Source organism: Dyadobacter alkalitolerans DSM 23607, from assembly GCF_000428845.1.
GTDB classification, from domain to species: domain Bacteria; phylum Bacteroidota; class Bacteroidia; order Cytophagales; family Spirosomataceae; genus Dyadobacter; species Dyadobacter alkalitolerans.
Genome location: NZ_AUAS01000005.1, coordinates 34,627 through 58,732, shown reverse-complemented (window position 1 = coordinate 58,732; position 24,106 = coordinate 34,627). Strand labels below are relative to the sequence as shown.

The following is a 24,106-nucleotide window of genomic DNA, read 5'->3' as shown; positions in this document are numbered from 1 at the left end:
TGATGGAACGGTTCTTTACTCTGTGCGCATAAATTATTTAAGTAGATGTTGAACTATTACGAGGAGAGAGATGATGAACAGCACACATACCCAAAGAAGCGTCAATACCGTAACGAGTGTATTTGCGACCAGAACAGATGCGGAAAACGCATATAAGGCATTGTTAAAACTTGGCTATGAAGCGGAGGAAATTACGCTGATCATGTCAGAAGAAACGAGCGAAAGACTTTATCAATATCATGATAAGGACTATGATAATAAAGGAGAATCGGATTTAGGAAAAGGTAAAAAGCTACAGGTAACCAGGATCTCGGATGCATTGGATGTGTTAGGTAGGTTTGTGGCGATTCCGGGACTGGCACTTGTAGTGGCAGGGAAATTGGACGAAAGAGGTCAGCGGGCTATTGCAAGCACTGTTTTGTCGGACGAATATGCAACCTATTTCCAAAAACGCATTCAGGAAGGCGAAATCCTGATCGATTTTGGCTTGCATAATATAAAGGAACGCAACCTGATTATAAACCTTTGGGAAAATTACGGCGGTTATTCGCTGGTCCGCAGGGTCAACAACGCAGCATAAGGGTGTTTTCAATTTGAGAAGCCGTGCAGGATTTCCTGCACGGCTTTTGTCTTATAGTTTCTCCTCAAAAAGCTTTAATATCCGCTTATATTCATCCGTCCAGGACGACGCTTCCACAAAAGCGTGGTCTTCCATGGGGTAGGATGCTAGTTCCCAATTATTTTTACCCAGTTCGATAAGCCGTTGTGAAAGCCGTACAACGTCCTGATAGTGAACGTTTACATCCACCATTCCGTGGCACATGAGCAAGTGGTTTTTAAGACCGGCTGCGTGATATATCGGTGAGCTTTTTCGGTAAGCGAGGCTGTCGGATTGTGGTTCGTTGAGAATGTTGGCTGTGTAGGGATGATTGTATGCAGCCCAGTCCGTAACCGGGCGCAATGCTGCACCGGCGGCGAAAACGTCGGGCGTTGTAAAAAGGCCCATTAATGTTATAAAACCGCCGTAAGAGCCGCCATAGATCCCAATTTTCTTTGGATTGATCCCATAATTTTTAACCAGCCAATTGGCACCATCCGTGTTATCCGTGAGATCTTTACCTCCCATAAACCGATAAATGCCTGTGCGCCAGTCACGGCCGTAACCTGAGCTTGCCCTGTAATCAAGATCAAGCACGGTATAACCCTTATCCACCAACATGTTATTGAACATATATTCCCTGAAATACTGACTCCACCATTTGTGCGCGTTTTGCAAATAACCGGCTCCATGTACAAAAACGACCGCTTTGCCATTTGATTTTTTAGGTTCGTAAACCCTTGCATAAATGTCCTGTCCGTCGGTTGCCTTAATGGTGACCACTGTTGCTTTTCGCCATGGGTAAGACAGGAATTCGGGAGATGTGGATCTGGTAACCTGCTCTGAGTTAATGCTTTTGGTATTTGCGTCTGGATTATCCATTACAAACAGCTCCCAGGGAACATTGCTTTGCGAATAGCGAACAGCGAGTTTGGTCTCGTCCGGCGATAACGTTACTTCGTGCGCGCCGGTCTGCTGCGTAATGCGGCTGCGCTGTCCGCCCGTTGCAGACATTTTATAAAAGTGCTGCTCTCCCGGATGTGCTTCGTTGGTTATGAGGTAAAACGATTTTTTGTTTTTTGATAAAATGACATTTTGTACTTCAAATTTCCCATTGGTAAGCGCCGTTTTCTTGCCGCTGACAACATCCAGACTGTAAAGATGCGAGTAACCCGTTTCCTCACTCTGGAAGTAAATGTTGTTATCATTAATAAAGCCAATTTCTCCCGAACTCATCGGATAACCGCCAATGCCCGGCCCGCCGATCCAGGCTTCATCCCGCTGGCGATCCAGCAATTTCAATATTGCAGTTTCAGGATCAAGCGCCATGATCCAGCGGTCCTTGCCATCCAGCGAACGCACAACCACCACTGCATTTTTGCTGTTATCCGACCAGAATGGCCCGTTAATGATAACGTCCCGCTCTTTATTTTTTTTCCAGGCGGAATCCAGTTTGGGATAATCTTTGAGATAATCAGGCTTGTCGCCGATGCCGGGAATGTTCTTTACTACAACTTTTAATGTTGTATCTTTTTTAATATTATAAATCCAGAATTCGGATTGCGAAGCTGGCGCCCCGACTTTGGTCCTGGCATCGATATCTTCTGTAAAACCGGATTCAGTGACGTAATTGGGAACAATAGTCGACTTTGCGGATTTGTTCGGTTGCGTCAACCGGTAAGTAATGAACTGCCCGTCCGGACTGATTTGCTGGCTGGAAACGTTCTTTTCGCCCAGGTAAATTTCTTTTGGATAAGCTGCCTTTTCGGCATCGGTTATTTTTTTGCCCGCATCTTTCTTCTCTTTTCGTTCCTTCAAAACCTCGAACATTGCGAGCTGATCGTCTTTCAAAAATTTTTCCTGGCCTTCTGGTTTGCTATCGGCTTTTTTTGTGCCGCTCTTAAAATCAGTAAGTTGGCTCAGAAGCCCGTTGTCGGGTGTAATGCTGAACAGGTTCATTCCACGCGTAAAAACTACGCGCTGGTCATCGCCACTGAAAGCCGGATTACTTTCCCGCTCGACAGTGTAGGTTAGCTGTCTGATTTTGTAATCAGTAGTCGAGATCAGATAAATGTCCCCATTCTTTTCGTAGAGCCGCTGCGTTTTTTGCTTGTTGAAAACATCACTTTTACCGGGCAATGTTTTGCGAATGGCAGGGGTTATTTTGCTGATTTTTTTGGAGGTCAGATCATAGCCATACAGCGAGTCGGCTGCATGCTTATCCGGATTCCAGTTGAAATAAATCGTCTTGCTATCCTCAGACCAGTGAATGTCACTCGGCGAAGTGCCGATCCACTTCTTCGGATCCCGCATGATTTTCTCAACCGTAAGCGGGCCGAGGGTTTGGGCTTTTGATATACCTGTAAATAAACAAACGGCTAATAAGGTAAGGCGAAAGAATTGCAGCATATGAAATTGGACTTTGGGAATTGTAGCTTAAAGATAATGTTGTTATGATACATCGAAGAAAGGCACTCAAAGTTAACGCTACAAATGCTATTTTTGGCGGTTACCATTTACTCACGTATGAAAATTGCTTGCTGGATTGCTTTGTTGATCGTGTTTTTATTTCAGGCTGGATGCTCGGATCAGAAGTCGAAAATACCGGATAAAGGCGTTAGTTATGAGCTTAATGAGCGGCGGAAAAGTACGATTGACAGCATTGACTATAACATTCAGCTTGATATTCCAAGTAAGAAAAGTGAGCAGATAAAAGGCATTGAAACAATTTCTTTTAACCTGAATGCGCTCGATTCTGCGCTGGTTTTAGATTTTAATTCTGATAGCACGCACATTATTTCTGTCCAGTCTGAGGGTGACGAAATTGAGTTTGATGTGGCCAACCAGCACATCATCATTCATCCCGAAGGATTAAAAAAAGGAAGAAATATATTGACGATCGGTTTCATTGCCGGTGACCTTTCCCTGAACAGGAGCGACGAATATCTCTACACGCTTTTCGTTCCCGACCGCGCTTCCACCTGTTTTCCTCTGTTTGATCAGCCCAATTTAAAGGCCACATATAGCTTAACATTAAGTGTGCCCGACGGCTGGGAAGCGGTCTCGAACGGAAGCTTGAAGTCCAAAACGTCGAGAAGCGGCAAATGTGTTTTTCAGTTTGCTCAAACCAAGCCCATCAGTTCCTATCTGTTTGCCTTTGCAGCCGGCAAGTTTTTTAAGACCGAAAAGACGTTGAAGGGCAGGGCAATGACCATGTATTACCGCGAAACAGATGCTGCCAAAGTGAACCGGAATAAGGATGAAATTTTCAATCTGCACGCCAAGTCGCTTTCCTGGCTGGAAGATTATACGAATATTGGTTACCCTTTTGGAAAGTTTGATTTTGTCCTGATTCCTTCATTTCAATATGGCGGGATGGAGCATCCGGGTTCTATATTTTACAATGAGTCGGCGCTGATCCTGGATGAAAATGCGCCGGTGAATGAGAAGATGGCGCGGGCGAGCGTGATTGCGCACGAGTCGGCGCATATGTGGTTTGGCGATCTGGTAACCATGGATTGGTTCAATGATGTGTGGTTGAAAGAGGTTTTTGCCAATTTTATGGCTGCAAAAATCGTCCATCCAAGCTTCCCTGAGATCAACCACGATTTACGTTTTCTGCTAGCACATTATCCGAGCGCATATGAGGTGGACCGGACGGCCGGCACAAACCCCATTTTGCAGGATTTGGGTAATCTTAAAAATGCAGGGACATTGTACGGGGCCATTATTTACATGAAAGCACCCATCGTAATGCGCCAGCTGGACCGGAAGATAGGAGCGAAGCTCATGCGCGAGAGCCTTGGGGAATATCTGAAAACCTACTCATTTGGAAACGCCCGCTGGGATGATCTGATACAGATTATTGATAAAAAAACGCCGCTCAACATTGCGGATTGGAGCCAGGTGTGGGTAAAAACGCCGGGTATGCCGGAGTATCAATATGCTTCCGGCGAAGGAGCCGGGAAATACATTCAAAAACCAGATTCTGTCTCAAATCGGACGTGGCAGCAACCGGTTGGGCTGATAGATTTCGAGCTTAGTAACCAGCATTACCGCTTCCCTAATCCGGACGGCACTGCCTATGGTTATTTCAAGACGGATAGTGCGAGCACATCCTATTTTTTCATAAATTATAATAAGATGGGTGACTCCATTCTTTCGAAACCTGTTTTCCGGGGTGCCATGCTCGTTAATGTTTGGGAAGGCTTCCTGCGTGGTGACGGACCTGCTGGGGACAAGCTTTTAAAGGATGTGCTGCGGACATTACCGAAGGAGAAAGATCCGCTTTTGACGGACTATCTGCTCGGTCGCCTGCAAAGCCTATGGTGGTCATTCTTAAGCGATGAAAGTAGAAACCGATATCAGTCGGAGGTTGAAAAAGTGGCCTGGGATTTACTTAATTCGACAAAGGATAAGGGAATTAAAAAGTCATATTTCCGGACATTCAAACGTATTGCGCTCAGTGATGACGCTTATCAAAAAATGGAGTCGCTTTGGACTAAAACTATGATAATTGAAAACCTTACATTGTCGGAGGAAGATAACATTTCGCTGGCTTATGAACTGGCTATCAGAGGAAAGGGAGATGTGAAGGCGATTATGCAGACGCAGATGGATAGCACTAAAAATCCCGACCGAAAAACGAGAATGCAGTTTGTCATTCCTTCGTTGAGTCAAAGTGAAGCTGAGCGGGATGCGTTTTTTGAATCTTTGAAAAAACCGGAAAACCGCGAAAAAGAAGCCTGGGTGCTGGATGGGCTATCGAATCTGCATCATCCATTGCGATCCGCTAGCGCTATCAAATATTTGCGGCCGTCGCTGGATCTGTTGCAGGAAATCCAGCTTACAGGCGATATTTTCTTCCCTACGCGCTGGACCAACACCACGTTTTCGGGACATTCGTCCAGGGAGGCGACCGACATTGCCGCTAAATTCCTTAACGAACATCCGAACTATCCTTACTTCCTCAAAAACAAGGTGTTGCAGGCCATTGATATGCCGCAAAGAGCTGCAAGGTTGAAGCGTTAATAAAGGCGTTATGCATAACGTGACATCCCTCCGGGATTTCGGTTAATGCGGATAACTTGTTGCTACCAATATGTTATCCCTCCATGATTATCTAAATCTAAATCGCGGAGCGATGGATATTGGTAGAAACAATGCGCTGGAGGTCTGGTCGTTAAACAGTAAAAGGCACCGTTTTTTGCATTTTTCAATAAAAAACAAATGCTATGGAAAACAAACTTTTTGCGACTGCCTACATCCGGGAGTTGGAGGCAGAGTACACTTCTACTAAAAATTGTCTTGAAAGAATTCCTGAGTCAGCTTATGGTTTCAAACCTCATCCCAAGTCGATGGAAATGGGTTACCTGACGCTGCTGGTAGCCGAAATTCCTTTATGGGTGGCGGTGATGGTGGAGGAGGGCGAAATTGATTTCGTAACCTTCAAACATCTTGAAACCAGGGAAAGAAATGCCGTGGTGAAGCATTACGACGAAAGCATTCAGCGCGCAAAAACCGCGCTCCAGAATGCCACAGAAGAAAGTCTGGCAAAAGAATTCAGGCTCATGAATAATGGCCAGCTTTTATATGCGCAACCCATGATTGAAGCCATCGGATCGACGATCAACCATTGGGTACATCACCGCGGACAGCTCACTGTATACATGCGGTTGAACGACATTGCAGTTCCCTCGATTTACGGGCCGTCCGCGGATGACAAGAGCTTTGGTTAAACGCGTTCAAAGCGCTCTTTTTTTAAATCTTCCAAAATCTCTTTGGTAGAGTCAAAACCCGTGTGGTGAAAAGCTCGTAACCCGAGCTTTTTTGCCATATTAGCGAACATGATCCGGTCGTCGAAATACACACATTGACTCGGCGTGGCTTGCGCTATGCCCATAGCCAGTTCAAATATCCGTGGGTCGGGCTTCCGCATTTTTACTTCGCATGACGAGATGAAAGCGTCGAAACAAGTGTGGAGTTTGAATTTCTGGACGCGGTAATCATTCAACTCCTTGCCTTCGTTGTTGATTGAAATAATGCGAAAGCCGCAGTCCTTTTTCCATTCTTTGAGCCAGGCAAGCATTCCGGGAAGCTCCACGGATTGCGAATACATAAATTCCTTAAAATCTTCGCGTACAAAATCCCTGGGATGATTGAAGATCACCGTGTCCAGATATTGATCGAGATTAATGCTGCCGACTTCGTAGACATTGAAAATGAAATTATGAAGCTGGTCCATTTCCCTGTAATCCAGCCCGAATTTCTCTGCGGCCAGGATGCGGGATTCATGCCCCCAGCCATTACTTAGCAATACGCCGCCGATATCAAAGAAGAGAATTTTAAGATCACTGATTTGCATTATGAAAGAATTTGCCGTTAACAGTTAGTCACGCCTGCAATATATAAAATATGCTATTTCACATTGCGTTTTGCCCAATTGAAAATGGTTGAATAAACTTCTTCCCGTACGGGTTTCCGCGAGAGAATGAGGTCATGCATGCCGCCCTGGATCGCCTGAATGCTGTATTGACCCACAATATTCTGCGCCTGCCGCGCGATTTCCTCCACATTCAGCACTGCGTCGCCGGTAAACATGACGTCGCTCCATTTTTTCTCGTCAATCGATTTTGCCGAGTGAAGGACCAGCACGGGTTTGTCGATCTGCAGTCCCTGCGATAATTTGAGTTGACCCAAATGTATAGCTCTAATCCAGCCGAAATTAACGGGTGGGGCAATATGTGGTTTCCAGCCCAGATTGTAAGTCCATTCTCCATGCGCGTCTTTATGCAAACTTTCCCCATATAAAGGACTTAGCCCTGCGCTAATGGTCGTTTCGGGATGCTTTTCGGCGCGTTTGACAATGACAGGAATTGCTGTTTTCTTTAAAACCGATTTTACATTTAAATCAAAAAACGGACTGTTCAGTAAAATTGCGTCGAACATTTCCCTGCCATTTCGCTCGGCTGCGTAAAGCGAAATGATCAATCCACCCGTTGAATGACCGCTGAGAAGGATTTTCTCCGATCCCTCGGCTTTCATAACACTTAAAACGGTGTCGATATCAGCGAAATACTCGGACAGGTCGCGGACATTGTTGAACTTTTGATTGGCCAGAAATGAGCGTCCGTATTTGCGTAGATCGACGGCGTAAAAGTTGTAACCTTCCTGAATGTAGCGCTCCGCCATTTCCTCCTGGAAAAAATAATCGTTAAACCCATGCACGTAAAGCACAGCCTTGTTGCTTTTTTCAGGTGTTTGTTTTTTGATAATGGTGCACGTTACACTGCCTTCGTAATCAGCAGGTTGTACGATGGTCGCCTGTTTGAAACCATTCCCCAGTATATCAGCAAAATAGGTAACCTGTGCGTGTGCGGAACCGATTCCCACGACGGTCAGGGTTAAATAAAAGAGCAGGGTTTTTGATAAAGAATGCATCAATTACTCGATTTTTTTAAGTTCAGCACCCCGGTCGGGTTTGAGGTTTACATTCAAGAACTCCGCATTGGTGTTATTTTCAATTGTAAATCCTTTGGCAAAATCAATTTCAACGGTTACTGCGTCTGTATCAAACTTGAAAATATGTCCCCCGGCTTTGAGATCGTCCGCAATATAATGCAAATGAAAACCCGGAACATTGGTTCTGGCGAGATAGGGCGGGAGCAGGAATCCAACGCAGGTGCCGGTTGTGTTATTGTAGTTAAAGAGTTTCTGATGCTCACCCAGATGGGCCGGAAGCGTGGTATAGGGCGGTTTTGCAGGACTGGCAGCCCGGGTGGTCATTTTCGAGAATGTTCCGGTGATTTTAATTGCGTAAATAGTGTTGGCATTTAGTTTCTCTATGAGACGCTCCTGCAATTTCTCGTATGTCAGATTCGGTTCTTTCAGATAGATCGTCGTATCCGTTTTGAAAAATTTAACAAATGCGGCAGAGGTGCTGTCGCTGTCGGGAACCTCCTTCACACTGCCGTCGAAGCTCATTTTGAAAACATTACCGTTGAGCATAATTAACTCGCCATCCACTTTATTAAATGTACCCACGCCAAAATCGCCTTTCGGTTTCAGGTTTCCAATGGTAAGGTCGCCATCGAACACCCCGGCCATCAGCGCATCGATTATAGAGTATTGATACATAAAATCCTGCTCGGAATGAGCTCCCAAACCAGCCTTTCTAGCAGATTGACAGCAGCTCAAAAAAACGGAAAGAATGCAAGCGGATAGAAGGGATAGTATACTGCGTCTGGTAAAAATGTTCATCATGAATTAATACAGTGATCGTTAAATTTAGGGCCTTTCCATTCAGCAAAAGTGCAAAATTAATTTCTGTATGCCCGATACAATTCCTTCTACTATATTGTAATATGCCGCTGTAATTGATGGATTTACCATTTTAGACTAAAAAAATATATACATTTTGAGAAATAGTTTAATAAAATTGTAAATCTTACATGTTCATTGAGATTTTAAAATTGTGTATTGCAGATGGCTAAGTTAACTGATAAAAAAGAGACAGACTCGACTACTGATCCCACTGAAAATAAGGTGGACGTCGCACGGGATCACGGGCTGAACGCAGTAGAAACTGTTAGCCGTTTTACTGATTTCGATATTCACCTTTTTAGGCAGGGCAAGCATTTTAAGCTTTACGAGAAGCTGGGCTCTCACGTGATGGATTATAAGGGCGTAACCGGAACATATTTCGCAGTCTGGGCGCCTAATGCCGCTAATATATCGGTTATCGGGAATTTTAATGGCTGGAACAATGCCACGCATGTGCTGGCACCCCGATGGGACAGCTCGGGGATTTGGGAAGGCTGGATCCCGGACGTTGGCGTAGGAGAGGTTTACAAATATTATATAGTTTCTCAAACCGGCGGCGCACAGGAAAAATCCGATCCGTTTGCCCTATGGTGTGAAGTTGCGCCGCGAACGGCATCCATAGTCTGGGATACCTGGTATGAATGGGGAGATTCGGACTGGATGAAAGTCCGCAAGGAGAAAAATAAGCTGAATGCGCCAATTTCCGTATATGAAGTGCATTTGGGTTCCTGGCAACGGGACCCTTCCGATCCTGAAAGATATTTGACCTATAAAGAAATTGCCGTAACGCTGGTTCCTTATGTAAAGGAAATGGGCTTTACGCACGTGGAACTGATGCCGATTATGGAGCATCCTTATCCGCCTTCATGGGGCTATCAGATTACCGGATATTTTTCATGTGCATCCCGGATGGGAACGCCACAGGAACTGATGTATCTCATCGACCAGCTTCACCAAGCCGGAATCGGCGTTTATGTGGATTGGGTCCCTTCCCATTTTCCAGGCGACGCGCACGGGCTTTTCCGTTTCGACGGCACATCTCTTTACGAGCATGAGGATCCGCGAAAAGGCTATCACCCTGACTGGAAAAGCTACATTTTCAATTACGGACGCAATGAAGTAAAGTCGTTTCTGATTAGTAATGCCATTTTCTGGCTGGACCGTTATCACACCGACGGTTTGCGGGTGGATGCCGTGGCTTCGATGCTTTATCTTGATTATTCCAGAAAGCACGGCGAATGGATCCCGAACGAGTTTGGCGGAAGAGAAAACCTGGAAGCCATTGCATTACTAAGAGAAATGAATGTCGCTGCCTACACGGAATTCCCTGACATTCAAACCATAGCAGAGGAATCAACCGCATTTCCCGGTGTTTCGCGCCCCGTTTTCGTCGGCGGACTTGGTTTTGGAATGAAATGGATGATGGGCTGGATGAACGATACATTAAAGTATTTTGAAAAAGACTCTGCATTCCGCAGATGGCATCAGGATCAGCTGACATTCAGTCTGGTATATGCTTTTTCTGAAAACTATATGTTGCCATTTTCTCATGATGAGGTGGTTTATGGCAAAAAATCGCTGATTAATAAAATGCCCGGCGACGAATGGCAGAAGTTTGCCAATCTGAGACTAATGTTCACCTATATGTTCACGCATCCGGGAACAAAACTCATGTTCATGGGGTGCGAATTCGGTCAGACATCCGAGTGGAATTTTGAACAAAGCCTTGACTGGCATTTGCTCAATAATCCTAATCATAACGGCATGAAACTGTGCGTAACAGCGCTTAACAAGCTGTACAAAACAGAGCCGGCCATGTACGATTTCTCTTTCTCGCACGACGGGTTCGAGTGGATCGATACGCAGGACAGGGAAAATTCGGTGCTTGTATTTGCCAGAAAAGGCACAGATCCGAGTCAGAATCTGGTTGTAGTGCTGAATCTGACACCAATTCCACGCAAAGGTTACCGCGTAGGTGTGCTTACAGCAGGCAGCTGGCAGGAAATATTCAACTCCGATCAGGCAGAATTTCAGGGCAGTGGGGTTGTTAATGTGGGTCCTGTAACCTCAGAGGCACATCAATGGCATGGCAAAAGCAATTCCGTCATCCTGGATCTGCCGCCTATGGGAGCCCTCGTTCTTAAAAAAATGCACCGGCACGAAGCATATAAGTAGTATTTAACCGTTTACATAAATTGTAGATTACTTAGGCAGAGAAGCAGATCTCTGCCTTATTTTTTTGTACATTTTTTTACCTTTGCCCATCACATCATTTAGAAATCAATGAAAAGCTTCCGATTAATAGTACTTTTTATTCTTGTTGGTTCAATTCAGGGGTTTACACAAAGTCTTTCCCGTGTGACGTCAGGTATTGATCTGGGACTGGGATATCAAAAAGACGAATGGGTGCCGGCAGCTTTATATCACCAGGAACTGAGTCTGGCCAATTTTCAATGGTTTAGAGTAGGCTGGGGTGTCAGGACATGGGGATATTACGCCGGCAGAACCAATTTGACCCCAAAAGACAATGCATTATCACGCGATACGCTGGAATTTGGCCGGTTAACTGCCAATGGAGCAAGCTTTGTACTGGGTGCAAATGTTAAGTTGTGGCGGTTTGACATTGGTGCAAACACAGATATTTTCGGAATAGCAATCGGGCTGAGGAGGAAGGGATTATATACAAAACCTGGTTTTTCGGAAGGAGAGGGCGCGAAATATTACAATGCCTATGTGAGAAGCAATCCGGCCACACTCAACTTCTTGCCGCTCGCGCTGGACAAGCAGAATGGTCAGTCGGAAATTTTTTTACGCTACTGGATCACCGACCGTATCGGCGTGAAGCTCGGTTACACCGTCGGACGCATTACCTACGCAACCGAAGCCAAGCTCGACAACGGTCAGAAACGTTTCAGCAAAACCTATGGCGTTCCCTATTTTGCGTTGTCATTTCCACTGTATAATTAATCAATGCACGCATTCGTCACCCTATGAGCGAAAAGCTTACAGATTCTCATAAATACAAGCTTTGGAAAGGCAAGCTCGAAACGAACGGTCTGGACATTCACCGCGTAGACGAGCTCTACAGCCGCAGAAATGGTAAAGGCGAAGTTCTTTTCTCCTTGCTCTACACCGACGCAACAACGCCTGAAGGCAATAAAATTCCACCCATCTGCTTCCTGAAAGGCGAAGTTGTCAGCGTCCTGATCTGTTTCATTGACATTGAAAGCCGGGAAAAATATCTGTTGCTCGTTCAGCAGCGGAGAATTTGTGACGGCTCCATGACATTTGAACACCCAGCCGGAATGCTCGACAGCGAAAGCGATGCGGCGGCTGTTGCGGCAAGAGAAGTTTTCGAGGAAACAGGCATACAGGTTGTTAAAGAGCAGCTGGTAAAAGTAAATGACCAACCTTTTTACCCATCCACGGGCACCAGCGACGAGGCCATGTATATGTTCTATTGCGAACTCGAACTAAGCTCCGAGGCCATCCAGTCCTATCACAACCAAACGCAGGGATTACTGTCGGATCACGAATACATCAACACCCAGGTTGTCCCGTTTGTTGAAGGTCACAAGCTAGTAACAAACGTGAATGGCATTTTACTTAATTACCTGTATCTCAAAGGCGTCGGGGATTGGGATCTTTTAAAGCAGCTTTAAATGGCCGGGGAGATGGATTTTTACAAAACATTTCCTCCGTCAATTGGTCATAATTCAAAATAGGGGCTATATTTGCACCCCATTACCGGCCCAAAGCCACCAGAAGCACCCATAGTTCAATGGATAGAATTTCGGTTTCCGGTACCGACGATATGAGTTCGAATCTCGTTGGGTGCACCATACGAGACAAAGCCAGATTTTCTGGATTTGTCTCGTTTTTTATGACCTCTAGGTCCTTCATTTTTTGATAGATAAGGTTGACACCCTCATTGATTCTTGCTATAAATTTCCATCGAAGGCGTGTACCGGCCAAGGAGTGTCATTACTCGATTACTCATATCGCCGTACAAGGCGTAATTACTGCTGAAAACATGTATCTCCTGTTCCTTAAATTTTTTTTCAAGAAGGAATGCCGGAGCTCCCATAGTGATGCCGAGGGCCTTCGCTTCGTTCGACCTGGCTATTACGCAACCGTCATTGTTACTAAGCACTACCACTGGCTTAACATTCAATTCGGGCCGGAACATCCTTTCGCAGCTTGCATAAAAATTGTTACAGTCAACGAGCGCGAACATATCAGAAGAATTTAATGACGTTTGTAACGATTCCCCAAATCAAAAACTCAGTTTCATGATCCACCCAGATCGGCGCATACTGGTCATTTTCAGCTACCAGCCAGCACCCGCCCTCATCGTATCGTACCCGCTTCACCAGAAAATCGCCATTTAAAAAGCAGACCGCAATGCAGTTTTCTTTGCAGGGGAGGCTCTTGTCGATGACGATGATATTGCCATCGTCGATATGCACATCGCACATGCTGGTTCCCTTCACCTTTCCGCAAAATGTGCTTGCTGGATTTCTCACAATCTCTTTCTGCAAATTGATTTCGAGATCGATAAAGTCTGCCGCAGGGGACGGGAACCTAGCGCTGATCGCCGGAATTGATGCAGTAAGCCAGTTTTTGCTCACTACTTGACGGTAAATGTGTGATGATTGACTCTCGAAAATCTCCTCCATCGCTTATCACTTTTTACAAAGGTGGTACAGCGAAAGCAACAAGTCAAGATTAAATATGGAAATATTCCATTATTGTGGATTTGTTCCAATTATGTTATATTTGCGTATCTTTACGTTTAAGAGATTGAAAAGACAACGTTTCTGATTTAAATATTGAGGTTATGTGCTATCACGTGTCGAATGAAAGTGATGTTGAAACTCTGAAAGCAGAATTCAAACTTCCTGTTGACAAGCTCGAACAATTCAAAAAGAGATACGACTTCAATGGCTTCGAAAAGCCGTTTTTGCCCGTTATGACCTCGCCACGGTCGCTTGATTTATACAGGTGGCGACTGGTACCACCGAATGTCACTGACGAAAAAGCGTTCAGATTCAATACGCTGAATGCAACCAATCATGACTTGTTCAACCGGGACAAGATGTGGTGGAAGTATGCGAAGCATAATCGCTGTCTGGTGCTGTGTACAGGATTTTTCGAGCCGCACTATCCGAATTTAAATGACAAGAAGAATTATGAATCGTGGTATATCAAGCCCTTGGAAAAGAAGTTCTTCGCATTGGGCGCGATTTACTCGACGTGGAAGGGGACGAACACCTTTGCCATCGTGACACAGGATGCGAGCCCGATGATTGGCGCAATACACAATGATGGTAAGCGGCAGCCGCTGATACTGAAAGGTGACGCTGCACTGTCCTGGATGATTCCCGGGCTGAGTGAAAATGAGGTTATGGATTTGACTTATTTTCAGTATCCGGATGATAAGCTTTCGGCGTATCGGGTGATTGATGGGGTTTATAGTAATCAGATAGATACTAATTTGCCTCAGGTCTTGGATCCTTATGGGCAGACGGTGCGGAGGGCGGCTTAGTACGCAATCTATCCGATGTCTAGGTTAAACGAGGAAAATTCGTTTTATGATTATTCATTGATCTTAAAATGAGGTCAGCTTCTCCTGGATATTGCTGGAAATTCAAATCTCCTTCTGACCAAGACGGAGTAGTTCCGCGACTAGATGATGTACCTTGGTTGATGGTGTTTGATCACTATAAGGCTTAGCAATGGTAGTGTTATGAATTTCTTCAAGTGACGTTGCCCTCTTAATTGCATCGTAAGTTCTAGGGATCAAATAAGGTCTAACTGCGTTACGAAAATTCTTTTCTCTTTTGAAATGCTGCTTATAGTTGCAGTTTTTTATTTCCAAGACCTTAATCAAATCCTCATTCTTATCGGGCATTTGGCTAAAAATGTCAGTTAGTCTTTTATAGTAGATCTCACGATTCCGATTTGCCGCATTATTTTCGACGTCTTCAAAGTGGAGCAACACCCAAAGCTCAAATGCATCATTGCTCCAAGCTACTTTTAAACCTCTTCGTTCGGCTGTGGCAATTGATTCATTAAAGGAGACATTATCTCCAATTAGCTTGTCGTCGATGTTCGCGCTATCTCTATCGAATACACACCAAACCTGGGTATATTGTTGTTTTAAGTAATCGCCGTCTTCACGTCTCTCCATAAAATCCTCGTGATAGCAATGCGTCAATGCTTTCATAACATTATCCATTTTGCTTTTTTGATCACCAATAAGGTTTACTTTTATCAAAGACGTCTCAAAGAATTTAAAGTACACTGGTTCGCTAACTTGATCTTCACAAAATATTATGAAAAGTGGCAGCGAGTCAGCGGTGCGAGTGTCACTATCCCTAATATTCCACGGTTCCATATTCATGCGTCGAAAACTTTGTATTCGTAAATTTCTCTAATGTCGGAGTACCACCATAGAACCCTGCTAGATAGTTTTTTGCAAAATCAGCGTCATTTCGGATACCTTTCAAATCAGCGAGCGAGTACAGCCTCGTAGATTCATCTTCAAGTTTTTCAGAAAAATAAAACTGGTCTCGCCTCATTATCGCAGGTGACAGCAGGTTGGTATCATGACTTGTGAATAGGAGCTGTGTTTTGTTAGAATTTATATATTGGTTATTAAAGAGCGATATAAATTCTATTACTAATGCAGGATGAAAGTTACTGTCTATCTCATCGAGAATTAGAAGTCCTCCTTTTGGCATACTGAAGACTGAAAGCAAAAAGCCAGCTAATTCAAATAGCTTTTGTGTTCCGGCTGACTCATTTTTGATAAGATTGAGGCGCACCGATTTTTCATTCCCGTCAATCTTCATTTGCTTCCAAAGGTCTATTCTACTGAGAGAATAAAGTCGCTCTGGTTTTTTATCATCATCTTTTTGTTCTTGGACAGTAATGTCCGTAAATTTTAAATTAAAGGAATATAAAAGGCTTATCAGTGCTTCTTTGCTGTAAGGATTTTCTATCATCCTAAATAAATGACGACGAAAGTTTAGAGATCCACGTGACGAATTGGACATAGTACGGCCCTTTAAATATTGCCTTATCTTCGCACATATTCCACTACTATCAAAAGCAGCTGCATGAGTCAAATATAATGAATGGACATACGGCAAAGTTGATGGGATCTTATCTGCATTCAAAACCTTCTTTGGAGTAGTTATCAGACCTTCGCGCGTAAAATAGGCACTCATATTCTTTTCTACTGTGCCAAAAAGCCATTCATTGGTGATCACCTGTTGCCCTAAGTTATTCTCATCGTTCTTTAGAGTGAACCCGTATCTAAACTTTCGACCTTCCAATAGTAACACAATCTGAAAAAAGCTTTCTGTTGAAAATGCTTGCTCTTGATAAAGGAATGGGTCATTTAATTCACTAAGATTGGAGGAAGCACTAGCTTCATTTCTTATGGCATTTAGAAAATAATCAAGCGCAACAACGGCATTGCTTTTTCCGCTACCGTTAGCCCCGTAGATACAGATTGTTTTAAGCAACCGCATATCTTCCTCATTGCACACATTGTTTTCATCTACCACAGAGTGATCATCAGAGCTCTTTAGACCAGTTGCTACAAAGCTTATTGTTTGCAATGTATTTATAGATCTGAAATTCTTGACACTGAATTCTACTATCACGTTTTCTCGTATTTGGATTCTTTGCGCAAATTTTCAGAAAAGATAATGAAATTTTCGCATATTCTAGTAATTAACAAGATCTAATATCACTATGCTCGTATTATTGCGTAAGTGGTGCTTAGTTGACAAAAACCTATTAATATCAGGTTTTACGATAGCAACTCTTTTTAACCATTAGTCAAGAATGTTGATTGTCAGTAAAATGCCCAATCCGCTCCCGACAAACCCTTTCCGTCAAATCCTTCAACAACGCCACCCGATTCCCCAAATACTCCAACTCCGCCTTCTCAATCCTGTAATTCTTATTATACCGCGCATCGATATACGCCTTTTTAAGAAGAACAAACAGCCGCTTCTCCTCCTCAGTAGACATTGGAAAAACAGTCGCTAACTCTGCATGTTGCTTAATTACCTGATTTCCTAAAATCTCAATGTCATGAATTCTCGGTTTGTAATCGGTGAATACGAGGAGAATAGCAGCATAGTATCTTTCCGTAGCTTGATGAAGTTCAAATGCCGCGTTATTGAAATATGTTCGTTTGTTTTCTCCTTTCAGAAAGAAAAATTCGAAGGCTTCCAAAAAGTGATTTGCACTTTCAAACCAATGCTCAAATTCCTCGGTCGATTTCTCCATCCGCTGCGCCGAATTTAGTTCTTTCGGCTCAGATAAGGTGAATTTCCCAGAATCAAAAAGCATGATTCCTTCTTTCAGGATATCCACAAAGAAATAGTAGTTCCGTTCGATCTTGTCATTTACAAAACCAATGCTGTGGTAGATAATGCTGGTTCGGGTAATGTCCTCATTGGCCATTAGTTCCTCTTCCAGCTCCCTCGATTTCTTGACTTGCTTTGCCGAATTTTTGTCTTTGGTGATGATCAGAATGTCAAAATCGCTCACATACTCGTATTTCTCCTGGTAATCCTCGACCCAGTCACCCCGCGCATAGCTGCCGAAGAGAATGATCATTTCTGCCGGGACTTTGTGGAGGACAATTTGGGTAAGCGTTCTTAATTGGTCTTGTTTGTTTTGTGGGAGATGAGACAGGGATGTTTTCATTCGTGTGTGGGGGTTTTTGAAATTTTGGTAAGATACAAAATTTCAAAAATCCATTGTCATTTGCATTGGCTTGACCGCCCCACCGGCTACACATTTGACAGTTATGGCTACACTTTGGGCTTTTCGTTTCTGGAATTTTGTATCGTAACATTCAACCATATGATATGATAAATGGAATTGAAAATAAAGTGGTCGTTATCACAGGCGCAAGTAGCGGAATGGAAAGGCCAAATATGGGCCTGGTTCTTACGATTTTCGCGATGGCGGGCTTGCTTTCGTAGGGCCAAATCAGATTGTTGCGCTATCCGATGATTTGGAGGAGCACGAAGGCTACGCATTATACTTTCACCCCGATATTTTTTGTAAACATTCCCTTGCATCTCGCATTCACCGATATGGCTTTTTTGCGTATTCGGTCTCCGAAGCATTGTTTCTTTCCGAAAAAGAGAAGAGTGTGATCAAATCGGTATTTGAGTCAATAGCGACGGAGCTGGGAACGCACACGGACCATTTCAGTCTGGATGTGCTGGTTTCGCAGATCGAGCTGCTCCTTCATCATTGCAATCGGTTTTACAACCGGCAATTCCTGACGCGCAATGTAGTTCATCACGATCTGATCGATCAAATGAATGCGTTTTTGAATGAGCGATTTAAGAAGAAAGAGGCATTGGTTAAGGGGGTGCCGACGACTCAGGAAATAGCAGAGCAATTGAAAGTTTCCCAGCGATACTTGTCCGATATGCTGAAATCCCTCACCGGCCAGACTACCCAGCAGCATATTCATTTGAAGATGGTTGAAAAAGCCAAGGAAATGATCGGCAGCGATTCACTTACTACTGCAGATGTGGCTTATGCGTTGGGCTTTGAACATCCGCAATCTTTCAATAAATTATTCAAGCAGAAAACCGGCATGTCACCCGCTGCTTTTCGTAAGTCGGTGAATTAGTCTGCGGCATGCAGAATCAACATTTCGGCCAATGAAGAAGCGGACTTTTTTCTGTAAGCCCCTTTTGGCCAGGCAATGGTGGCTCGGCGCTGCATGTCGGCTCCGGTGATAGGAATGGACTTTAATTCAGGATGTTAAAGTATTGTCGAGTTCATCAGCACGGTTACCCAGCGACTTGTTTGTATAAATTGGAGCAGGGTGTGTATGTCATTGACCTCTATGCTCATTGAAGGCGATAAATCATGCTTTTGCATTACTAAGTCCAGATAGCTGCGGATGCTGTATCCGGCCGAGGGCAAAATCAGTGGCAGATCAGGCAAGTCTTTCAGCTTAATATCCTTCTTGGCTGTCACTGGATGATCGCAATGGGCGATCAGTGATAGCTGAGCGGAAAATAAAAGATCTGTTGTAGTGCGTTCATTGTCTGGCTCATCATAAAATGATAGCATTAAATCCAGATTGCATCCTTCCAACAAAACAGATCATGGAAATCAAACAAACCGCTGCCAATGCATTGTCTCATGTTGTAGCCACGGCCATCATCAACGCGCCGATCGAAAAAGTCAACATTGCCGATTGCTGCTAAACCTGCCTGATGCCGAATATCAAAAATGTTCCGTCAATCATATCGCTGCTGGGGCTACGAGGAAAAGCGCTGAATGGTTTTTATGAATTTTAAGTAAAAAAACATCGATATCTGACGGCATTTGCATTGCCTTGATTTTGCGGAATGCATTCATAACTACTTCTTCTTCCCAAACTCCTTCCGGTAAGCTATTGGTGTCATTTCATACGCACTGCGGAAGCAGCGTATGAAATGATATTGGGCAAGGTTTGCTAAGCCAGCCAGTTGACCGATAGTGATTTTGTCTTCTGGATGTCTGGTCATGTAGGCATCTAGCGCTGTCGAGAGGGCATTTTAGTACTATTTAAGTCCTGCGATGGGCGTTAAAGTATACTACTTTAAGTACGTTTAACTACAATCTTTGATGATCAAACTTAGATCGCAGATAATTCTTGGAAGCTATTTCACCGATAATCTGTGCTTTTTGATAAACTTATAAGTTGGCGAATTAGCTCCAAAGATAAACCGGCTTCTATTGCAAATAGCCACGCACCGCTCTGCGATGCGATCAAAAATTTCAAGCCTTTCAGTGTAGAGTCCGTTCAGTTTGTCAGTGAGCATGCTTATCTCTGCATTAAACATTTCCATTTCCGAAATCAGCAGGTAACAGTGCGGTAGTGAAAAATGCAGCTTGCGACCCGATAATGTATCCGTAGTAAGCAGGCTCACCATCGCTTCAAAAGCATCCAATATTACTTGATTACTGTCAAAGTAATCAAGCAAGTCCTGATTGTGGGATGGCCTGGAAAAGTCATAAGGTGCATTCAGCCGATTTTGTGTGTAGATCCTACGGTAAAGGTCACTTATTTGTTTGCGCCGGGCATTATCGATTGTAAGATCACTGATCACACACCGGTTTATCAACTGCGCAGTTCGCTTTACACTTTGGCCTGCACCTTTGATCAGCGATTTTCGCTCGGTGGCTGCCTTAAAATATTTTTCAAACACATTAAAATATTGGGTATTCACTCGTGAGTAGGATCCAAGCGCCTTTTGTAATCCATCCGTAGCATCCATCTCGCCCTTTGGCACATAGATTTGTGATGCGCTTACTATTTCGAGAATAGAGCAAGCATACTGAATTCGCTGAGCGAGCGATTTTTCAAATGGCGTTTTGACAATCAGTAAAGTATCAGGCATATCTATCAGCGGCAAGAGGGTACAATGCGCCACTACGGGTGACGCAAATCAGGTGAAAGCTTTTAGGTATATTGGCAGGCAAGCAGCGCGCTAATCTGCCAGCGGCAGGGCTGGTAACCGAATGGAAACGGCGGTGCCCTTGTCTTTAATGGATTTTACACTAAGTTGCCCCTTGTGTATGTCAACAATCTTTTTGGCAATCGTTAGCCCTAAACCAAACCCCGGCACATTTCCCACATTGCCTGCGCGCATCATAGGTAAAAAAACATCATTTAGCTCAGCGTCCGGAATGCCTATGCCCAGATCGGTTACCGTGATGATCACCGATGAAGGTTCCAGGTCTACTTTTAGCTCGACTGGCTCTTGCCGGGAGTATTTGCTTGCGTTGTCCAGGATATTGGTCAGCACCGTACGCAGTAGCGTCGCATTCCCTAAAATCCTCAGATTAGAACTTTGCTGGGTAAAGGTATCTGTCAATACCAGGTCAATTTGCTGGTCTGGGCGTTTCTCGCCAAAGTAGGTAATTGTATCCAGCACCGTGTCCACGATGTTGATATCTTCGCGGACTCTGGCCGACTGCAAACCTTCAACTTCCGCTAAATGAAGCAACGAGTTGGCAAGCTCAATAGCGCCTTCCAATCTGATCAAAGCCTTTTCCATGCTTTGTTGGAGCTCGCCAAGCTCTTTGTCATAGGCCAGAGAGGTTTCCAAAATCCCTTTTACCACAGTCAATGGCGTACGGATCTCATGTGAGGCATAGGAAACAAAATGCTCCTGGCTAATAGCCAAGGTGTTCAAACGGCTTAGCAGCTCGTTGAAGGAGTTTGCAAGATAGGCAGCTTCATCGGTGCCTTTTCGGCCCTGGAGCCGGAATGAAAAGTCGCTGACTGCCGCTGGATCCATCTGAGCGATTAGCTCATCGAAGGGCAGCATGGCGCGGCGCGCAAAGAAAAAACCAGCAAAAGCGACAATGACCAGCAAAATGATATTGCCGCTGGCCAGAATGAAAAACAGGCTCTCACTTGCCTGTATCCCGGTAAGATCGTGCGCCGTGACAACCGAGACGAAGTGCTTCCCATCCACATTAAAGGATAAGGCAATACCTTCTTTAAGCCTTTTCAAAGGTCTGGCTTTATAACTAAAATAGACTTCCTGCTTGCGGGCTTCATTAAGGAGTTCTGAGGTAAGCTTATAATCACTCGTCCCCGAAGACTGATAGATAATCTTGTTGCTGCTATCTACCAAAAATTCGTGTTGGTCGGGTAGGGTCAGGTAGCTGGAACGGTGAAATTCCAGCCTGTTTTCAAAATATAACTGTCCAGCCACAGCCCTGCGCTGGAGGCGGTTACGCATCAGCGACTGCCGGTAAGATTCATAGGCCTGGTAAATGAAGATTGAAAAGACTAGCAATAGGGCCGCTACCAGAAAGCCAAATACGATGGTGATGCGTTGCTTGATGCTCATGGCTCGGGTCCCATTAAATATCCGACCCCAAATACAGTATGCAGTAGCCGCGGTTCAGACTTGTCAATCTTACGGCGCAAATAATTGACATAGACATCAACCACATTGGTATTGGTATTAAAATGCACATCCCAGACATTTTCTAGCAAATCAACCCTATTAATGACCTTCCCTTGGTTGAGCATAAAGTATTCCAAAAGCGCATATTCCCGGGCAGTCAGCTCAACCCTTTCGCCAGCGCGCCAAACCCTGTGTGAATCCGTTTCTACTTCCAGATCCAGCAGTTGCAGCCGCTTGGGCCTGGGAGCCCGTGATGGGTGGCGTCTGGCCAAAGCCTTCAAACGGAAAAGCAGCTCTTTGAATGCAAAAGGCTTTGCCAGGTAATCGTCAGCGCCCGCCTCAAAACCCAACACTTTGTTATCGAGGCTTCCCAGCGCAGTAAGCATGATCACTGGCACTGCCGGCCAGTTCTGCTTGATGAACCTGCAAAGGTCATAGCCGTTCAAGCCGGGCAGATTAACGTCGAGCACGACAACATCAAACTTGTTTTCGTTGACCATACTTCTTCCGATCACCCCGTCAAATGCCACTGCAACGGTAGCACCTTCTGATTGCAACCCTTTCTGAATGAACTGCGTAAGTTCCAGGTCATCTTCAACAACTAAGACATTCATGCTGTTATTTTCTGGCTATTTGATGGGGTAAAATTAGGGATCGGTATTAGAATATCGTTAAAAACGGGTCCTTCTCACCAAATTCTAATAACCTTCTCACCACCCTCTAACCAGGTGCACCTTTAATTTGAAGCCAGAAAGATGTACCCCCAGCGCCTAACAAGGTGCTGCACGATATTAAAGCTATGAACCGCTGTCTAATCCTAATCCTATTCGTAACGCTCGTCTTTTACCGGCATCCACCTGCTCTTGGGCAAAGCCTGAGCTTGGAGGGTGCCGTTGAAGCTACCATCAACCATTATCCTACACTTGCCGCGCAAAGGTCAGCGCTGGAAGCCTTCCGTGCCAACTTGCAGGTGCTGCGCGATAACCGGCTGCCAAACGTAAAATTGCATGACCAGGTAAACCTGGGGACTGCAAACGGGCTTTCCGGCTCATACTTTTCAATGGGCCTTATCGTACCCACATCTGGTGGACGAAGGCCTGAAAATGCATCAGATCTGGCTTCGGGCAATATCGCGCTGGCTTCTGCCGACTGGGAGGTTTATAATTTCGGCCGTTTCGGGGCTGAAAATAAACTGGCCAATGCTGACATTGCAGTAGGGGAGTCGGCTCTGGAACGCGAGCAGTTTGCGCTACGACAGGTCGTTATCAAAACCTATCTAGATTTGGTATGGCTCAGGCAAAACCTTAAAATCGAGCAGCAGAACCTTGCCAGGGTCGATACCGTCCGGCGCATTATCAATAACCTGGTCCAGAACGGCATCAGGCCGGGGCTTGACTCGTCACTGGCATCGGTCGAGCTATCGCGCGCCAAGCTAAGCTACTACCAGATGCAGGAAGAATACCGTAGGGCCAATGTCCAGCTGGCGACATTGACAGGCCGTCAGGTAAATGAGCTCGAAGTTGATACCACCTTTAATGCTGCTTTGCTGCTGGGTGAGCCTGCACCAAGCACGGTGCTGACATCGCATCCCCTGCTTAGATACAGAAGTAACCTGCTTACACGCCAGAATGCTGAAATTGACATGATCCGTAAATCGGCCCTGCCCAGGGTTACGCTACTTACTGCTGTCTCAGCCAGGGGCACCAGCCTTGACATTGATAATAACTTTGGCCCAATCGGCAAGGGATTTGGATATAGCCGTACTAATTTTTTAGTGGGACTGGCGGCAACAGTCAATCTCATTGATTTCAAAAGGGTCAAGACACGCGCTATCCAGCAGCAGTGGCGTGTCCGTGAGGCGGCAAGCCTCTTGACTGTCGAGCAGGTGCAGCTGCAAAACACATTGACGATGGCAGACTCTGTGATGTCCTCCATCCGGCTTTCTCTGCGCGAGCTTCCCGTCACGGTGAGATCAGCTACACTTGCCTACCAGCAGCGCATGTCCCTATATAATAATGGAATAGAAAATATACTGGGCATCACCGATGCTTTGCAGCTTTTGACCAGGGTAGAGCGGCAGGTGATCGACGTGCAGCGCCGGGCAGTTGCCGTTAGACTTGAAAAGGCCTATGCTACCAGTGATTTTGAACCATTTTTTGACCTTTTCAGGCGTCCATAACCCTGTTTAAATATGCTATCAGCCTCATTAAAGCGCCCT

The 24,106-nt window shown here is 44.9% G+C and carries 22 protein-coding genes, 1 tRNA gene and 1 pseudogene; 10 read left to right on the top strand and 14 right to left on the bottom strand.

What is annotated here, in order from left to right:
- Positions 1-70: 70 nt before the first annotated feature.
- Positions 71-580, top strand: coding sequence for a hypothetical protein (locus tag G395_RS0111285; RefSeq protein WP_026630136.1), 510 nt, complete (start codon positions 71-73; stop codon positions 578-580).
- Positions 581-631: 51 nt separating this feature from the next.
- Here the strand turns inward: G395_RS0111285 and G395_RS0111280 are convergent, their stop codons facing one another.
- On the bottom strand, positions 632-3,007 hold the full coding sequence (locus G395_RS0111280) for a prolyl oligopeptidase family serine peptidase (protein ID WP_026630135.1): 2,376 nt from the start codon (positions 3,005-3,007) through the stop codon (positions 632-634).
- 117 nt (positions 3,008-3,124) lie between these two features.
- Between G395_RS0111280 and G395_RS0111275 the strand changes: the two genes are divergently transcribed.
- Positions 3,125-5,629 carry a M1 family metallopeptidase gene (locus G395_RS0111275; RefSeq protein WP_026630134.1) on the top strand — a complete coding sequence of 835 codons (2,505 nt, stop codon included), beginning with the start codon at positions 3,125-3,127 and terminating at the stop codon, positions 5,627-5,629.
- Positions 5,630-5,832: 203 nt separating this feature from the next.
- Positions 5,833-6,336, top strand: coding sequence for a DinB family protein (locus tag G395_RS0111270; protein WP_026630133.1), 504 nt, complete (start codon positions 5,833-5,835; stop codon positions 6,334-6,336).
- Here the strand turns inward: G395_RS0111270 and G395_RS0111265 are convergent.
- From G395_RS0111265 to budA, 3 genes are read right to left on the bottom strand one after another with little or no spacing between them, the layout of a single operon-like run.
- The gene (locus G395_RS0111265; RefSeq protein WP_026630132.1) at positions 6,333-6,962 is read right to left on the bottom strand and encodes an HAD family hydrolase; all 630 of its coding nucleotides are present in this window, start codon (positions 6,960-6,962) and stop codon (positions 6,333-6,335) included. The two genes, G395_RS0111270 and G395_RS0111265, sit on opposite strands and share 4 nt — an antisense overlap.
- A 53-nt stretch (positions 6,963-7,015) precedes the next feature.
- Complete coding sequence (locus G395_RS0111260; RefSeq protein ID WP_026630131.1) at positions 7,016-8,038, bottom strand: alpha/beta hydrolase; 1,023 nt, start codon at positions 8,036-8,038, stop codon at positions 7,016-7,018.
- A 3-nt stretch (positions 8,039-8,041) separates the two neighbouring features.
- A complete protein-coding gene (gene budA, locus G395_RS0111255; protein WP_229204138.1) occupies positions 8,042-8,734 on the bottom strand; it encodes an acetolactate decarboxylase in 693 nt (230 codons plus the stop codon).
- 348 nt (positions 8,735-9,082) lie between these two features.
- Here budA and glgB point away from each other — a divergent pair, with 348 nt between their 5' ends.
- The 4 genes from glgB (at position 9,083) to G395_RS0111235 (ending at position 12,762) form a co-directional block, all read left to right on the top strand.
- Positions 9,083-11,095, top strand: coding sequence for a 1,4-alpha-glucan branching protein GlgB (glgB, locus tag G395_RS29210; RefSeq protein ID WP_035361103.1), 2,013 nt, complete (start codon positions 9,083-9,085; stop codon positions 11,093-11,095).
- Positions 11,096-11,278: 183 nt separating this feature from the next.
- A complete protein-coding gene (locus G395_RS0111245) occupies positions 11,279-11,887 on the top strand; it encodes a hypothetical protein (RefSeq protein WP_229204137.1) in 609 nt (202 codons plus the stop codon).
- Between the two features lie 23 nt (positions 11,888-11,910).
- Positions 11,911-12,582 carry an NUDIX hydrolase gene (locus G395_RS0111240; protein WP_026630128.1) on the top strand — a complete coding sequence of 224 codons (672 nt, stop codon included), beginning with the start codon at positions 11,911-11,913 and terminating at the stop codon, positions 12,580-12,582.
- Between the two features lie 105 nt (positions 12,583-12,687).
- A tRNA-Arg gene (locus G395_RS0111235) sits at positions 12,688-12,762 on the top strand.
- 98 nt (positions 12,763-12,860) lie between these two features.
- On the opposite strand, the pseudogene G395_RS0111230 reads toward G395_RS0111235, so the two are convergent.
- Positions 12,861-13,157: pseudogene (locus G395_RS0111230) on the bottom strand (Y-family DNA polymerase); the annotation flags it as partial.
- Between the two features lies 1 nt (position 13,158).
- The gene (locus G395_RS0111225) at positions 13,159-13,599 is read right to left on the bottom strand and encodes a LexA family protein (protein ID WP_051350125.1); all 441 of its coding nucleotides are present in this window, start codon (positions 13,597-13,599) and stop codon (positions 13,159-13,161) included.
- A 161-nt stretch (positions 13,600-13,760) separates the two neighbouring features.
- Between G395_RS0111225 and G395_RS0111220 the strand changes: the two genes are divergently transcribed.
- On the top strand, positions 13,761-14,468 hold the full coding sequence (locus G395_RS0111220; RefSeq protein ID WP_026630125.1) for an SOS response-associated peptidase: 708 nt from the start codon (positions 13,761-13,763) through the stop codon (positions 14,466-14,468).
- 102 nt (positions 14,469-14,570) lie between these two features.
- Here G395_RS0111220 and G395_RS0111215 read toward each other — a convergent pair whose 3' ends face one another.
- The 3 genes from G395_RS0111215 to G395_RS0111205 all read right to left on the bottom strand — a co-directional run bounded on the left by G395_RS0111215 (position 14,571) and on the right by G395_RS0111205 (position 17,653).
- Positions 14,571-15,320, bottom strand: coding sequence for an RloB family protein (locus G395_RS0111215; RefSeq protein WP_229204160.1), 750 nt, complete (start codon positions 15,318-15,320; stop codon positions 14,571-14,573).
- Positions 15,301-16,596 carry an AAA family ATPase gene (locus G395_RS0111210; RefSeq protein ID WP_026630123.1) on the bottom strand — a complete coding sequence of 432 codons (1,296 nt, stop codon included), beginning with the start codon at positions 16,594-16,596 and terminating at the stop codon, positions 15,301-15,303. The genes G395_RS0111215 and G395_RS0111210 overlap by 20 nt, the downstream gene beginning before the upstream one ends.
- A gap of 178 nt (positions 16,597-16,774) precedes the next feature.
- Positions 16,775-17,653 carry a HEPN domain-containing protein gene (locus G395_RS0111205; protein ID WP_026630122.1) on the bottom strand — a complete coding sequence of 293 codons (879 nt, stop codon included), beginning with the start codon at positions 17,651-17,653 and terminating at the stop codon, positions 16,775-16,777.
- A 313-nt stretch (positions 17,654-17,966) separates the two neighbouring features.
- On the opposite strand from G395_RS0111205, the gene G395_RS29205 reads away from it, so the two are divergent.
- Entirely contained in the window at positions 17,967-18,599 is a 633-nt protein-coding gene (locus G395_RS29205) for a helix-turn-helix domain-containing protein (RefSeq protein ID WP_229204136.1), read from the top strand.
- Between the two features lie 134 nt (positions 18,600-18,733).
- Here the strand turns inward: G395_RS29205 and G395_RS0111180 are convergent, their stop codons facing one another.
- The 5 genes from G395_RS0111180 to G395_RS0111155 form a co-directional block, all read right to left on the bottom strand.
- Complete coding sequence (locus G395_RS0111180) at positions 18,734-19,048, bottom strand: LysR family transcriptional regulator substrate-binding protein (protein WP_026630121.1); 315 nt, start codon at positions 19,046-19,048, stop codon at positions 18,734-18,736.
- Between the two features lie 293 nt (positions 19,049-19,341).
- Positions 19,342-19,488 (bottom strand): helix-turn-helix transcriptional regulator, encoded by a 147-nt coding sequence (locus G395_RS33085; protein WP_084439571.1) that lies wholly within the window; start codon positions 19,486-19,488, stop codon positions 19,342-19,344.
- A gap of 135 nt (positions 19,489-19,623) precedes the next feature.
- Entirely contained in the window at positions 19,624-20,364 is a 741-nt protein-coding gene (locus G395_RS0111165; protein WP_026630120.1) for a hypothetical protein, read from the bottom strand.
- Positions 20,365-20,454: 90 nt separating this feature from the next.
- The gene (locus G395_RS0111160; RefSeq protein WP_026630119.1) at positions 20,455-21,828 is read right to left on the bottom strand and encodes a sensor histidine kinase; all 1,374 of its coding nucleotides are present in this window, start codon (positions 21,826-21,828) and stop codon (positions 20,455-20,457) included.
- Complete coding sequence (locus G395_RS0111155) at positions 21,825-22,502, bottom strand: response regulator transcription factor (RefSeq protein WP_026630118.1); 678 nt, start codon at positions 22,500-22,502, stop codon at positions 21,825-21,827. Before G395_RS0111155 ends, G395_RS0111160 begins: the two co-directional genes overlap by 4 nt.
- 185 nt (positions 22,503-22,687) lie before the next feature.
- Between G395_RS0111155 and G395_RS0111150 the strand changes: the two genes are divergently transcribed.
- Positions 22,688-24,067 carry a TolC family protein gene (locus G395_RS0111150; protein WP_157486677.1) on the top strand — a complete coding sequence of 460 codons (1,380 nt, stop codon included), beginning with the start codon at positions 22,688-22,690 and terminating at the stop codon, positions 24,065-24,067.
- Positions 24,068-24,106 lie beyond the last annotated feature (39 nt).